15 protein-coding genes are annotated in these 12,750 nt (G+C 55.8%); 6 read left to right on the forward strand and 9 right to left on the reverse strand.

What is annotated here, in order from left to right; all coding sequences use genetic code 11:
• Positions 1-74: 74 nt before the first annotated feature.
• Positions 75-1,073: a zinc-dependent peptidase gene (locus RB_RS26780; RefSeq protein ID WP_164922574.1), complete on the forward strand. Its 999-nt coding sequence runs from the start codon at positions 75-77 to the stop codon at positions 1,071-1,073.
• A gap of 178 nt (positions 1,074-1,251) precedes the next feature.
• Here the strand turns inward: RB_RS26780 and RB_RS28730 are convergent, their stop codons facing one another.
• From RB_RS28730 to RB_RS26805, 5 genes are all read right to left on the reverse strand, one after another.
• Positions 1,252-1,407, reverse strand: a complete 156-nt coding sequence (locus tag RB_RS28730; protein ID WP_164922575.1) for a hypothetical protein — start codon at positions 1,405-1,407, stop codon at positions 1,252-1,254.
• Positions 1,408-2,026: 619 nt separating this feature from the next.
• Entirely contained in the window at positions 2,027-3,043 is a 1,017-nt protein-coding gene (locus RB_RS26795) for a DUF1559 domain-containing protein (RefSeq protein WP_231846015.1), read from the reverse strand.
• Positions 2,935-3,195 carry a prepilin-type N-terminal cleavage/methylation domain-containing protein gene (locus tag RB_RS28295; protein ID WP_231846017.1) on the reverse strand — a complete coding sequence of 87 codons (261 nt, stop codon included), beginning with the start codon at positions 3,193-3,195 and terminating at the stop codon, positions 2,935-2,937. Before RB_RS28295 ends, RB_RS26795 begins: the two co-directional genes overlap by 109 nt.
• 16 nt (positions 3,196-3,211) lie before the next feature.
• Positions 3,212-3,493, reverse strand: coding sequence for a DUF1589 domain-containing protein (locus tag RB_RS28735; protein WP_011123947.1), 282 nt, complete (start codon positions 3,491-3,493; stop codon positions 3,212-3,214).
• A 219-nt stretch (positions 3,494-3,712) separates the two neighbouring features.
• A complete protein-coding gene (locus RB_RS26805; protein ID WP_231846018.1) occupies positions 3,713-4,111 on the reverse strand; it encodes a response regulator in 399 nt (132 codons plus the stop codon).
• A gap of 113 nt (positions 4,112-4,224) precedes the next feature.
• Here RB_RS26805 and RB_RS26810 point away from each other — a divergent pair, with 113 nt between their 5' ends.
• The 5 genes from RB_RS26810 to RB_RS26830 all read left to right on the forward strand — a co-directional run bounded on the left by RB_RS26810 (position 4,225) and on the right by RB_RS26830 (position 8,863).
• Complete coding sequence (locus RB_RS26810; protein WP_011123950.1) at positions 4,225-5,229, forward strand: YfgM family protein; 1,005 nt, start codon at positions 4,225-4,227, stop codon at positions 5,227-5,229.
• Positions 5,229-6,230 (forward strand): RluA family pseudouridine synthase, encoded by a 1,002-nt coding sequence (locus RB_RS26815; RefSeq protein ID WP_007327669.1) that lies wholly within the window; start codon positions 5,229-5,231, stop codon positions 6,228-6,230. The genes RB_RS26810 and RB_RS26815 overlap by 1 nt, the downstream gene beginning before the upstream one ends.
• 22 nt (positions 6,231-6,252) lie before the next feature.
• Positions 6,253-7,059, forward strand: coding sequence for a TerC family protein (locus RB_RS26820; protein ID WP_231846020.1), 807 nt, complete (start codon positions 6,253-6,255; stop codon positions 7,057-7,059).
• 226 nt (positions 7,060-7,285) lie between these two features.
• Positions 7,286-8,077, forward strand: a complete 792-nt coding sequence (locus RB_RS26825) for a hypothetical protein (protein WP_164923062.1) — start codon at positions 7,286-7,288, stop codon at positions 8,075-8,077.
• A gap of 9 nt (positions 8,078-8,086) precedes the next feature.
• The gene (locus RB_RS26830; protein ID WP_011123954.1) at positions 8,087-8,863 is read left to right on the forward strand and encodes a PIG-L deacetylase family protein; all 777 of its coding nucleotides are present in this window, start codon (positions 8,087-8,089) and stop codon (positions 8,861-8,863) included.
• Between the two features lie 572 nt (positions 8,864-9,435).
• On the opposite strand, the gene RB_RS26835 is transcribed toward RB_RS26830, so the two are convergent.
• The 4 genes from RB_RS26835 to accD all read right to left on the reverse strand — a co-directional run bounded on the left by RB_RS26835 (position 9,436) and on the right by accD (position 12,747).
• Complete coding sequence (locus RB_RS26835; RefSeq protein ID WP_193427753.1) at positions 9,436-9,735, reverse strand: hypothetical protein; 300 nt, start codon at positions 9,733-9,735, stop codon at positions 9,436-9,438.
• Between the two features lie 57 nt (positions 9,736-9,792).
• The gene (locus RB_RS26840) at positions 9,793-10,704 is read right to left on the reverse strand and encodes a sugar phosphate isomerase/epimerase family protein (RefSeq protein ID WP_011123957.1); all 912 of its coding nucleotides are present in this window, start codon (positions 10,702-10,704) and stop codon (positions 9,793-9,795) included.
• A 183-nt stretch (positions 10,705-10,887) separates the two neighbouring features.
• Positions 10,888-11,805, reverse strand: a complete 918-nt coding sequence (locus RB_RS26845; RefSeq protein WP_007327663.1) for a serine/threonine protein kinase — start codon at positions 11,803-11,805, stop codon at positions 10,888-10,890.
• A 3-nt stretch (positions 11,806-11,808) separates the two neighbouring features.
• Positions 11,809-12,747: an acetyl-CoA carboxylase, carboxyltransferase subunit beta gene (gene accD / locus RB_RS26850; RefSeq protein WP_007327662.1), complete on the reverse strand. Its 939-nt coding sequence runs from the start codon at positions 12,745-12,747 to the stop codon at positions 11,809-11,811.
• Positions 12,748-12,750: the final 3 nt, after the last annotated feature.

A 12,750-nucleotide genomic window follows, 5' to 3' on the forward strand; every position in this document is an offset into this window, starting at 1 on the left:
ACGCAGGAAACCGCTCGAGCTTTGTACCCGGGGCATCCGTCCCCAGTGGGCTCTCTGCGCTCTATGCTACGCCCATGCTCGTCACACCTGAATCTGATCAAGCCAACCGCCACTGGGCCATTGGCATTTCCGTTGCATTGGCCCTGCTGGTCGCTGGTGTGGCGACGATTCGACCTTGGGCTCTTCTGGCGTTGCCGCTGGTCTGGGCCGTTCATTGGTGGATGCGGCGGCGAACGGTTCGTCGATTGAAAGTCATGGCGTCGCCCTTTCCGGCTGTTTGGGATGCCGCTTTGCAAACGCACGTGGTGTACTACCGCATGCTCGACGAGGAGCAACGCGAGGGATTCCGCAACCGCATGAAGATCTTCTTGGACGAGGTGGCCGTGACCGGGATTCGAACCGAGGTCGACGAAACGACGCGAGCTCTGGTCGGTGCGAGCGCTGTCATCCCAATCATGGGGCTGGAAGACTTTGAGTATTCCGGGTTGGGCGAAGTGCTGATCTACCCGGGGTCGTTTGGTGCGGATTATCAAACCGAAGGTGAAGGCGACAAGAACACGTTGGGGATGATCGGCGTGAATCATCTGAGCGGCGTGATGATTTTGTCCAAGCCATCGTTGCTAGCTGGGTTTTCCAACGCCGGTGACAAACGCAATGTTGGTATTCATGAGTTCGCTCACTTGGTCGATAAAGCGGACGGTGAGGTGGATGGGATCCCCGTGTCAGCGTCCGCGGATGTGACCGAGCCTTGGGTGAAGTGGGTGGGGCAAGAATTGCAATCGGAAGGAACGCAGTCGGGAATCGACGATTACGCGTACACGAATGAGGCGGAGTACTTCGCCGTGCTGTCGGAATACTTCTTTGAGAAGCCGGCCCAGTTGCAAGCGAAGAATCCAAAGCTCTACGCGATGCTTCGAAAGATGTATCACCAAGACCCAAAGCGTTTGTTTCGTGGTCGTCGCAAACGTCGCGGGAAAGTTCAACGCAATGATCCATGCCCCTGCGGCAGCGGCGATAAGTTCAAACACTGCTGCCGCCGAAAAACCATGCAAGGCTTGCCAGTCAATTCGTAGGCCAGGTTCCACCTGGCGATGGTTGCTTCGTCGGTGTACGGCCATTTGCGATGGCATATGAATCACGCCTCGCTTTGTTCCAAAGCATCGGCTTGGGTGCCATGTGTAACATGGCCTACGAGTGGCGATCGCAAACTGCAAAATGCACTTTGCAATGGTTTTCAACGTAGGCCAGGTTTCAACTGGCGATGGTTGCTTGCCGATGAACGTCCTCTTGCGATGGCTTGAAAATCACGCCTCGCTTTGTTCCAAAGCATCGGCTTGGTTGCCATGTGTAACATGGCCTACGAGCGGTGATTGCAAATTGCGAAATGCACTTTGCAATGGTTTCCAACGTAGGCCAGGTTCTACCTGGCGATGGACGCTTGCCGGTGAACGTCCCCTTGCGATGGCTTATAAATCACGCCTCGCTTTGTTCCAAAGCATCGGCGCGGATGCCATGTGTAACATGGCCTACGAGTGGCGATTGCAAACTGCGAAATGCACTTTGCAATGGTTTCCAGCGTAGGCCAGGTTCCACCTGGCGATGGTTGCTTGCCGGTGAACGTTCCCTCGCGATGGCATATAAATCACGCCTCGCTTTGTTCCAAAGCATCGGCGCGGATGCCATGTGTAACATGGTCTACGAGTGGCGATTGCAAACTGCGAAATGCACTTTGCAATCGTTTCCAACGTAGGCCAGGTTCCACCTGGCGATGGACGCTTGCCGGTGAACGTCCCCTTGCGATGGCTTATGAATCACGCCTCGCTTTGTTCCAAAGCATCGGCATGGATGCCATGTGCAACATGGCCTACGAGTGGCGATTGCAAATTGCGAAATGGACATGACAAATTTGCACTTTGCAATTCACGTTTCGGAACAACGTCGCGTGACTCGGTGGGGGATCACCGAGCTACAGGTTTCTGATTCCACTTGGCGATGGTCGCATGCCGATGGGCGTCGCCTCTCAACGCTATATCTCGTCATCTGAAATTGGTTCGTGGCCGCGCGGTGTCATGAGCGATTGCCAAACACGCATGTCGATCGTTTCGGAAATGAATCGCGTGCCGCCGTCAGCCATGGCGGCATTCACTCCGGCCGCATGTGCCGATGACGGGCGAGCCAAATCGGCGACGTTGGTGCGACTCATCTGCATCGTTTCGGTGAGCGTGCGTTCGCCGTTGATCCGATGGATCTCTCGCGGTTGCTTGCCGTTGCTCCAGTCCACCCCGTGCCAAACCATCGTGTTGGTGAACCGACTGAGCGTTGGGTAGAGCACTTCGTCGGGATGGTTCTCAAAGATCAAATCCTTGTCGTCGACAAATCCCGATCGATGCCACGACAACGCATGAAGTGATTCTGAGAACAAAACCGTGTTGCCCGCTCCATCGCGAAAATCTTCCAATCGAATTGGCTTCGCAATGGGGACGTGTTCGTCTTCGGCAGACGATTCCAAACGAGCGGAGAGCTGGTTCCCGAAAGCTCCGAACTCATTGCTCATCGATTCGGCAAACGTGACGGTTTTGGTTGTGCCGCCTGGATGAAAGATCGCATGCTGGCCGGTGATCATGTCTCGCGGTGGGAAGAACACACCCGCGTTCGCGACGTAGCTGTTGCGTCCGTCGTCTTCACTTTGGGTGGGATCGGTTGGGCACTGCATGATCGCCAGGTTCGGTGCTGCAAGTGGGTGAAAGCCTTTCCCGCTGAATCCTGTGGTGGAACCTTCGGCCCGAGTGAGGATCGGATAGCGGTCCTCGGTCCAGTGTTCGTAGGTCGGTTGAGCGTCCAGCCAAGGAAGCAACGCGACCGCCCAGGGTCCGATCTTTCGGTGAGGGGAAAGGTTTCGCGAGCTCGCTTCGGGCGAATCGGCCGAGGGATCAATCAAAGGCGAAAGGACCGTTTCGGTCTCAGGGTCCCAGCCAAAGTGGCCAAACTCCATCGCCCATCCCGGCAGTTCGTCCTTGGCAACCGAGTACTGGATGGCAGCCAAGCCCAGGTTTTTGAGTTGGATGGAGCATTGATTGCGGCGGCCTCCCGGTCTGGGCTGTTGACTGCTGGGATCAGCAGTGCCATCACAATCAAAATGCAAAACAAAACCACCACCACTTCCAGCAGCGTCAATCCGGATCGATTGCCTGTCATCGTCGCACCTCGCAGTTCAGAGGGATTCGAACAGCGTCACAGGTCCATTGTAGGCCAAGTTCGTCAGCGGCGTTCGTAGGCCAGGTTCCACCTGGCGTTGGGTCTTGGCCGGCGGGGGTTGGGCTTGCGAGAAGGGGGATTGGACGCCTCGCTTTGTTCCAAAGCATCGGCTTGGTTGCCATGTGTAACATGGCCTACGCGGGACGATTGCAAACTGCAAAATGGACATTGCAAATGGGGAATTGCTGGTGTTTGCAGTCACTTCAGCCGCGTAGCAGAAACACTTTGCGATTTGCATTTGTCAATTTGTATCTTGCAATTCACGTTTCGGAACAAAATCGCGTGACTCGGTGGGGGACCACCGAGTTACAGTCAACGTAGGCCAGGTTCCACCTGGCGTTGGTTCTTGGCCGGCAGAGGTTGGGCTTGCGAGAAGGGGTGATTGGACGCCTCGCTTGGTTCCCAAGCATTGGCGAGGTCGCCAGGTGGAACTTGGCCTACGTCGGATGAGGAGGCGCTAAGCTCCATCGGCGGCGTTCTTTTTGAGGCGTTCCTCGATGATGCTGACCAATTGTTTGGGGCTGAACGGTTTGCTGACCAGCGACACCAAACCGGGGCGGTCAACAATCCGGTCCGGATCGATTTCGAATCCTTTGGCCGTGCACAGCACGATCACCGAGATCGACGAGGTTTCAACGACGCGACCGATCAAGTCCACGCCGCTGAGTTCCGGCATTTCGTGGTCAGTCACCAAGACATCAAACTTTTCGCCGGACTGAATCTCATCCCACGCAAGTTGACCGTCTGCGACCGCGGTGACTTCCATTCCAGCCCGGTCCAGGGTGAATTGCAACAAATGACGCAGAACCGGATCGTCTTCAGCAATCAAAACCCGCTTTTTCTCAGGAGCATTCATGTTTTTTGCGATCATTCGTGGGGGCGTTCGGTACTTGCTTGTCTTGACGTTAAGTTCCGGCGATTTCTATACTTCGGGCTCACGGAATCGAATCCCTCCACCCCTGCGAACGTATGAACAGCGAGCGACGTCACCAGCTGAACGAGAATGAACTTGCCGGAGCCCTCGACAAGTTCAATCACTCGATTGAGCCCTATTCCAAGCCAATCGCCTTGGGTGTCGCAGCGTTCTTCGTTGCCGTGTTGGGATATGGGTTTTATTCCAGCACCAAATCGGACAATCGAAGCGACGCCACGTTGCAATTGATTGACGCGTCCATCACCGGAGACACCGAGAGTCTAGCGACCATTGCCGCGAAGTACCCGAATACCTCCGCTGCAGCTTGGGCACGTCTTTACCAAGGCGGTCAGCAAATGGGAATTGGATTCTCAACGTTGTACACGAGTCGTGACGAAGCCGAAACATTGCTGGACGATGCAGTGGAGGCTTACAACCAGGCGATGGAGTTGAGCAACGATGCGATGATCCAGTCGCGAGCTCACTACGGTTTGGCGCAGATTGCGGAAGCCCGCGGCAACGTGGAAGACGCCATCCGCGAATACGAAGAAGCCATGGCGGTCGGCGAATCGGCCGCGATGGTCGACGAAGCCAAAGCTCGAATTGCCGCGCTGTCTTCGTCTCAAGCCAAGGACTTCTTGGCATGGTTCCAAGAGCAAGACTTCTCGCCCGCCGAGCCAAGCTTGCCACCATCGCTGCCCGGTGCTGGCGACTTGCCTGACCTGCCAGACTTGGATCTGCCACCATTGGATTTGCCAATGGATGATCTGACCGAAGAAGACGCAACGGATGCCGAGACGAACGATGCCGCTGAATCGGGTGAAGGCGAAGCTGAAGAACCAGCGATGACCGAAGAGCCCGCCAAGACGGAGGCTCCTGAAGAGCCAGCCACAGAAGAAGCCGCAGCCGAAGAGACCACCGAAGAAAAAGCCGCCGAGCCAGCCGAAGAAATGAAAGAAGAGGCTCCGGCTGAGGAAGCAGTCAAGGAAGCCGCTGCTGAGAAAGCTCCCGAAGTGGAAGAAACACCCGCAACCGATGAACCTGCCGCATCCGACGAGTGATGCGCGAATTCGTCGTTCCTGAATCCGCCAATGGGTTTCGAATCGATTTGTTCCTGACCCAGTCCTGCGATGGTTACAGCCGATCGCAAATTCGGGACGCGGTTCAGAACGATGGTGCGGAAGTCGATGGGCGGATCATCCGTCCGAGCTACAAGGTGAAAGCTGGGCAAAAGGTTCGGTTTCGTGTTCCGCCTCCTGCCTCGGACGACACGGTTCCCGAGAACATCCCGCTGGATATTCTTTACGAAGACGACGGGTTGGTCGTTATCAACAAGCCCGCGGGAATGGTCGTGCACCCCGCGCGTGGCAATTGGACGGGCACACTGACCAGTGCGTTGGCGTTTCGCTTTCAGTCGTTGTCGGATGTCGGTGGTCCAACCCGTCCCGGTATCGTGCATCGTCTCGATCGAGACACCAGCGGTGTCATCGTTGTCGCGAAAAACAATGCGGTGCATTTGAATCTCGCGGCTCAGTGGCACGACCGCTTGGTGCAAAAGGAATACACGGCGATCACCTTTGGTCGACTCGATCGAGATCGCGACTGGATTCACGCGTCGATCGGACGTCATCCGTACCAGCGCGACAAACAAGCGATTCGCGAAGGGCATGCCACCAGCAAAACGGCGTCGACGTTTTACGAAGTCGTTGAACGGCACGGTCGAGTGACGCGTGTTGACGTACGGCCAAAAACGGGACGGACTCACCAAATTCGCGTGCACTTGGCACACATTGGATGCCCGATTTTGTGTGACCGATTGTACGGCGGTCATTCCGAACTTTCGCGTTCTCAAATCAGGCGGTTGGCTGGCACGGAAGTCGCAACACCCGGAGTGAAACCGACTCCTGAAGGGGAAGAGATTTTGCTTTCTCGCCAAGCGTTGCACGCCAAGGCGTTGACGTTTACCAACCCGCAAACCGGGAAGGAAATGACGCTCACAGCGCCCCTTCCGCCTGATTTGCAAGCCGTTCTTGATCTATTGTCATCCGACTCTTCTCTCTGAAATCTCGTGGAAACCCGTCGCTATGGCTGAGCTCTTTTCTATCTCCGGTCTGTTTACACTCGGTATGCTCGTGCTGCTTCAAGCGGTGTTGGGCTTCGACAACTTGCTTTACATCTCAATCGAAAGCAAACGCGTCGCGGAGGATCAGCAGTCAAAAGTTCGGAAGCTCGGCATCGGGTTGGCTGTTGTATTGCGAATCGTGCTTCTGTTCGTGGTCGTGAGATTGATCGCGTTGTTGGAAGAGCCTTTCGTTGAATTTCACAATGGTTACATCGACGCCGCGATCTCAGGCCACAGCTTGATCGTTTTGTTTGGTGGTGCGTTCATCCTCTGGACCGCACTGAAGGAGATCTATCATTTGCTCGCGGAACCCGAACTGGGGCATTCCGAAGAGACGGCCACGGCCAGTGTTGGCAAAACGATTGGCTTGATCGTGATGATGAACTTGGTGTTCTCGTTCGATTCCATCCTCAGTGCGATGGCTCTCACCAAAAGCTTCGCGATCATGGCGACAGCGATCGTTATCAGCGGTGCCATGATGATCTTCTTGGCCGACCGGGTCGCGGACTTCTTGAAGAAGAACCGAATGTATGAAGTCCTGGGGCTGTTTGTGTTGTTCATCGTTGGGGTGATGTTGGTCAGCGAAGGTGGCCACCTGGCCCATGTCGCGTTGTTTAGCCACGAGGTTCATCCGATGGCGAAGAGCACGTTTTACTTTGTGCTGGCGATTTTGATTGTGGTCGATATTGTTCAGGCTAAATATCAAAAGACGTTGCTGGCACGTCAGGACGCTGCCAAGGCCCACCTGCCAAAGAAAGTCGAAGCCTAGAGAGGTTCGCATGTCCGCTACTCCGCACCGGCGACCGGCGCCCGAGCGACGTCCTGTCACGGACTTGGAACCCGGTCGAGTGCCGCCGCCGAAGGCTCCCAAGATGGCCGCGAGTCGTGCCAAGTCGACTGTTGCTGGCAAGGTGGCTTCCGGTGCCGGTCCGCCCTCCGGTTCCAGCCCGCCTGCGGAGAAGTCTGCCAAGCGTCCGTCGACTCCACCGGGTGTTGTGCCGCCGCGCGATCGAGACACTTTGTTTGCGTTGGCAGAATTTTTGCAAACGCGACGGCCTGACCCCAAGCGGATTCCGGTGGTGCAGCGTGAGATTCACGCTGAGGTATTGGGACTCAGTCGAACGATCGACCGGCCGAACTTCAAGCGAGTCGGGCGAGATGACTTGGTCCGTTTGATTCATCTGCTTGATGAATCTCTGTTCGAGGGACGCGTCTTGCCAGTTGCAAAGGCGGAGGGATTGGAGTTTTCGTTCTCTTCGCGAATGACCAGTGCCGCCGGGAAGCTCGTCACGCACTATCCAAACGGAAAACGCAACGGGCCGCGTCGGTTCGAAATGATCTTGTCGTCTACGCTGTTGTTTCAAACTTTCGAAGACGTTGATCGGCCCGTCACGGTAACTGGTCGTCAGTGCAAAGACCGTTTGGAAGCGATGCAACGGGTCGCCGAGCATGAGATGACTCACTTGATCGAGATGTTGATTTGGAACGCGGGTAACTGCAATCAAAAACGGTTTCAGTCGATCGCTCGCAGTTTTTTTGGTCACACCGACTATCAGCATGACTTGATCACGCAACGGGAACGGGCCGCGACGAAGTTCAATATCCGTGTTGGTGATCAAGTTGCCTTTCGGGATGGAACGCGGCGAGTGGTTGGTCGAGTCAATCGCATCACGCGGCGTGCGACCGTGCTGGTCAATGATCCCAAAGGCGAGTTGTTCAGCAACGGCGAACGTTACGTCCGGTATTATGTCCCTCTGGAAAAACTGAGTCTCGTTTCATCGAAGTAGAGGTCCCTGATGCCGTCCGTTCTCGCTGTTGCCGCGCACCCTGATGACATTGAGTTTCTATTCGCGGGGACGATGTTGTTGCTTGGCCAACGAGGTTGGGACTTGCATTACATGAACGTGGCCGATGGTTCTCGTGGAAGCACGACGATGGGCCCGCAAGAGTGCGCGGCGACTCGTTTGGAAGAGGCCAAGCAAGCGGCAAAGGTTCTCGATGCGACGTTCTACCCACCGATTTGTGCGGACATGGAAGTTGCATACACGACTGAGAATGTCCAAAAGGTCGCCGCAGTTGTGCGTCAGTCCAGAGCTTCGATCGTGCTAACGCATTCGCCCATCGACTACATGGAAGATCACGAGAACGCGTGTCGGTTGGCAGTCAGTGCCGCGTTTGCGCATGGGATGCCGAACCTTGAGAGCATTCCTCCGGCACCCGTCTACATGGATCCGGTGACGGTTTACCACGCTCAGCCCGTAGGTTGTCGTCAACCAACCGGTGAGCTTGTGACGCCGCATTTCTATGTGGATACCGGAGCGGTCATTGAGCAGAAAGCGGAATCGCTTGCATGTCATGCCAGCCAAAAACAATGGCTAGACGAAAGCCAGGGAATGGACAGCTACATCGAATCGATGCGGGATCTGTCCCGGATGGTTGGTCAAATGAGCGGCCGGTATGAACACGCCGAAGGTTGGCGTCGGCGAGAACACTGGGGATTTTGTGGGCCAGACGATGATCCGTTGCGTGTCGCGCTGGCTGACCGGATCGCAGAAGGAACCAGAAACCTGTAGCTCGGTGGTCCCCCACCGAGTCACGTGAGGTTGTTACCAAGTGTGAATCGCAAATTTGCAACTTCCCTGTAGGCCATGTTGTACATGGCGTTCACGCCGATGCTTTGGAACAAAGCGAGGCGTGATTTCTATGTCATCGCAAGAGCATCTCTCACCGGCATGCAACCATTGCCAGGTGGAACCTGGCCTACGTGCACAGGTTCATCAATCAGCAATTGTCGATTTGCAATGTCGATTTTGCAATTTGCAATTTCCCTTGTATGCCATGTTGTACATGGCGATCGTGCCGATGCTTTGGAAGAAAGCGAGACGTGATTTGTATGTCATCGCAAGAGCATCTCTCACCGGCATGCAACCATCGCCAGGTGGAACCTGGCCTACGTGCACAGGTACATCGATCAGCAATTGTCAATTTTCAATGTCGATTTTGCAATCTCTCCTGTAGGCCATGTTGTACATGGCGTTCATGCCGATGCTTTGGAAGAAAGCGAGGCGTGTTGTATGCCATCGCAAGGGCTTCGCTGACCGGCATGCAACCATTGCCAGGTGGAATTTGGCCTACGTGCTAAGGTTCATTGATCAGCAATTGCCAATTTGCAATGTCGATTTTGCAATCTCTTGCAGGCCATGTTGTACATGGCGTTCTTGCCGATGCTTTGGTACAAAGCGAGGCGTGATTTGTGTGCCATCGCAAGAGGGTCGCTCACCGGCATGCAACCATTGCCAGGTGGAACCTGGCCTACGTGCACAGGTTCGACGATCGGCAATTGCCAAATTGCAATGTCGATTTTGCAATCCCTCCTGTAGGCCATGTTGTACATGGCGATTGTGCCGATGCTTTGGAAGAAAGCGAGGCGTAATTGATATGCCATCGCAAGAGCATCGCTCAACGGCGTGTAACCATTGCTAGGTGGAACCTGGCCTACGTGCTACGCGTTGACTCCCAGGCGTTTTTGAAGCGTCTTCAGGTCGGTTGTCATGGCCTCGAGGTGCTGAGGCACGAGCGCTGGATCGCGATGGTCGAGGTATTCTTCGTGCAATGAGATCGGGCAGTTCAGGTCGCTGGCCTTCACCGCGTCGAAGAACTTCTGGCTGACCAGCCCGTCACCCAGTGGTACGTTTGTCACTCGGCCATCGACCCATTGGAAATCTTTGACGTACAGCATGCGAACGCGGGGCTGGATCATTCGCCAAGTCACCGGCCAACTCATGCCGCCTTCGACTTGTGCGTGCCGGATGTCGTAGACGACGCCCATGTGATCCGGCGAGATGTCAGAAAGAACTCGATCGAGGTCCCAAAGCGACGCACCCAGGTAATTTTCTCCCGCGTGGTTTTGATAGAGCGCCTGCACGCCGATTTTCCCGCAGTAATCTGCGAGCTCGCCAAATTGTTGCTTCCAGTGATCAAGTTGGTGTTTGATTGGCTGCTTGCGGTTGTACTTGCCGTACCGCATGCGGAATCGCGAGATGCCCAAGTCGGCGGCGGTTTCAAGAACGGTGGCTCGATGGGGATCGCCCATCTCACCGATGTCAGTTGTGATGAGCGTGATCTCGAGGCCATGTTTTTGCATCGATCGTTGCATTTCAGGCAGCTTCTCGGCCGCATCGGCGGGCTCCACGTTGCCACCTCTTCGGACGGTGGCTTCGACTCCGTCAAAGCCCGCTTTTGCAAGTGCCGCGGCCATCTCATCAAACGACATCGAGTTGAGTGGTTTGGTGAAAACGCAGATTGGCCAACGGCTCTCGGTTTTAGTTTCAGCCGCGAAAAGACTGCGAGTCGACAGCGAAGCAAGTGATGCGGCGGCGAGAGAGCCCGCAAGAAAATCGCGGCGGTGGGGCATGATGGGTTCCGTGAGAACGGTGAGATGTGGGGTGGGATGCGAGAGCCGGGAAAGCCTGGCGGCAATCGATGGCTGAACCCAGTTTAACCGAACCGTTCACAACCGTTTTTGATGCGAATGGCTGGGCACAGTTCGTCAGCGGAGATTTGGTCGCAACTTGGCGGCTGAACAGGTCGCCGCTGGCTAGCTGACGAAAGCGGATTCGAGTCCGCGAGTTTGTGAGAGAAACTCTTTGATCGACGACAAACGGTCGTCCACGTTGGGCTCGATCATTCGCATGATCACGCGAGCCACCTTGGGGTGGATGTCATCGCGGCGTTCGAGGATTGGCGTCGCGGTTTCGGTATCGTGTTGCAGTGCGGCACGACCGCTGACAATTTCGCCTTGCCATGGGTGTTGGAATGTCAGCAGGCAGTAAAACGTCACGCCGAGCGAGAACACATCGACGCGTTTGTCGGTCGCTCGGCGGCGCACGATTTCGGGGCACATGTAGAGCGGTGTCCCGGTGCGGTTTCCCGGAGCCATGAACGGCGGTGTCGCCGGCACGGTCAAGCCAAAGTCGATCAGTCGCACGCCGGAGACGGTTTCTTCGCCGTCTTTGGGGGGAGTGCAAATGAAGTTGCGAGGGCAGACGTCGCGGTGGATGAAGCCCTGCTCGTGAACGTACGCGAGTGACTCGGCCATCTCTCGCATCAGCAGCATTTCTTTGCCGTCGATGACTTCGCGTTTCTTTCGGACAATGACGTCTTGGATGCCGACGCCGGCGATGTATTCCATCACCAAGATACGTTGGTTCTTTGCGGTGATTCCATGTTCGAATGTTTTGACGATCAGCGGATGCTTCATCTGCATCGCGATTTCGCCTTCGGAAGGTTTGTTCAAACCTTTGAAGCGGCTTTCGAACAGTTCGTACTTTTCAGGGTCGAGGATTTTGACCCCGACGTTCTCTTTGCGTTCCAGGTCGTAAGCAACGAAGAAGTTGCTCATCGTTCCCGTCGCCGCAGTGCGTGAACGCTCGAATCGTTTTTCAACGTCAATTCTCTTCAGCGAACCACCGCCGCCTTTTGAGAACGCGCCTTTGATCGAATCAAGCAGCCCCATCGGTTACTTCCCGCAATAGTCGATGGCGGTCGCGATTTCCGTCTTCAACGATTTTCGATGGACAATGCGATCGATGTAGCCATGTTCCAGCAAAAATTCGCTGGTTTGGAATCCTTCGGGGAGTTCAATTCCGATGGTCGCTTTGATCGTTCGCGGTCCGGCGAACCCGATCAACGCTTTGGGTTCAGCGAAGACCAAGTCACCGAGGGAAGCGAAGCTGGCAGCGACGCCGCCCATGGTTGGGTTGGTTAGCACGCTGATGAACAAACCGCCCGCGGCGTGGTATCTCGAAAGGGCGGCTGAGACCTTGGCCATTTGCATCAACGACAGGATGCCTTCGTGCATGCGTGCTCCACCACCGGAGGCGCTGATGATGATCAGTGCCAGGTTTTGTTCGGTGGCACGTTCAATCAATCGCGTCAGGCGTTCGCCGACGACCGATCCCATGCTGCCCATGATGAACGCACTGTCGGTCACTGCGAAAGCAACTCGCCGAGCGCGGATCATGCCGGTGCCGGTCAGGACCGCGTCGGTCAGTCCGGTGCGTTTTTGCTCGCCAACCAGACGTTCGGCATAGGAACGACGATCACGAAATTCCAACGGGTCGGTCGGCCGAAGGTGTTCGTTCATCGGTTCGAATGTGCCATCATCGAGCACTTGCGCGACGCGTTCCCACGCGCTCACATAAAAGTGATGATCGCACTGTGGGCAAACGTTCAGACGCTGCTGAACTTCTTTGTAGAACAGCGAGGCGCCGCACGAGTCGCACTTCCGCCACACGCCCTCGGGCACACCTCGTTTCCGATTCCCGGCCGTGTTTGGCGCGGGGCGGTTGGGTGCGTTGGGGGTTGGTGCTGCGTCGGTTGCGGTCGACGTCGATGATGGGGTCGGTTGCCCGTTTTTTTCCACTGCGGGGTTTTCCACTGCGGTATCCATTTCCACTTT

It is taken from the genome of Rhodopirellula baltica SH 1, from assembly GCF_000196115.1.
GTDB lineage: Bacteria > Planctomycetota > Planctomycetia > Pirellulales > Pirellulaceae > Rhodopirellula > Rhodopirellula baltica.